The 987-nt window shown below is 36.6% G+C and carries 1 protein-coding gene; it reads left to right on the top strand.

The window, feature by feature from the left end; all coding sequences use genetic code 11:
- Window positions 1–157: 157 nt before the first annotated feature.
- On the top strand, window positions 158–987 hold an 830-nt coding region (locus LIZ98_RS17535), incomplete at its 3' end, for an IS4 family transposase (RefSeq protein ID WP_227140417.1).

Genomic DNA, 987 nt, shown 5'->3' with positions numbered 1-987 from the left:
CTTTCGCAGTCCAAAATCTTGTTTAAATGCTTGATGTAAATGGTTTTGGGAAGTACAAAATTATCATTTGACATTTTTTAAAACATAAAGAAAGACACCTATTCTTTTGGTAAAATATTGGTGATGAAACCAAATCCAAAAGAAAGGTGTCACCACTATGATAACGAATAAAGACTACTTTGCGCAATTACCAAAAGAAATTAAACAAGGATTTTCCGAATTAAATATTGGATATCATTTAAGAAAAGCGAATATTACGAAACTTTCCGGGTATTCTTGTCTTACTGTTTTCAAACTGATTTTTCTTTTAGTCTTCCAATATAAGAACTGGTTTCGTGCTTTTATGAGTAAACGATCTCAGGATCTGCCCGGAAAGGATACAGTCTATCGCTTTTTAAATACACCAACCTATCATTGGAGAAAGTTTCTGCTTTCATTAAGCAGTGAAATGATCCGTCTGCTTCAACCATTAACTTCAAAAGATCGTGTCACAGCTTTTGTGATTGATGATTCTGTCTTTTCAAGAAACCGTAGTAAGTCGGTTGAACTGTTGGCTAAGGTTTTTGATCACTCTACCCATCAGTACTTGAAAGGGTTTCAAATGCTTACCCTTGGCTGGACCGATAGTTTTACTTTTATTCCCGTTGATTTTGCTCTTCTAAGTTCACCGAAAAAGGAAAATCGCCTGCAAGAAATCAATACCAATATTGATAAACGAACATCTGGCTATAAGCGTCGCCAGGAAGCTCTGAAATCAAAACCGGACGTGGCTTCAGCTTTACTTGATCACGCGCTTGAAAAAGGGATTGTAGCTGACTATGTTCTCATGGATTCCTGGTTTACACAAGCGCCTTTAATTGAGAAGATTACGAACAAAGGGTTATTTGTCATTGGCATGGTGAAGCAATTAAAGCAGCGATACGTTTACAATGGTGAACGTTTCACACTGAATCAACTTTACAAATTGGCAAAACCTCACATGGGTAA

The organism is Caldibacillus sp. 210928-DFI.2.18 (genome assembly GCF_020554505.1).
Taxonomy (GTDB): Bacteria; Bacillota; Bacilli; order Bacillales; family Caldibacillaceae; genus Caldifermentibacillus; species Caldifermentibacillus hisashii.
Note: the sequence above shows the minus strand (reverse complement) of the source record. Positions and strands in the feature narration are given on the sequence as shown.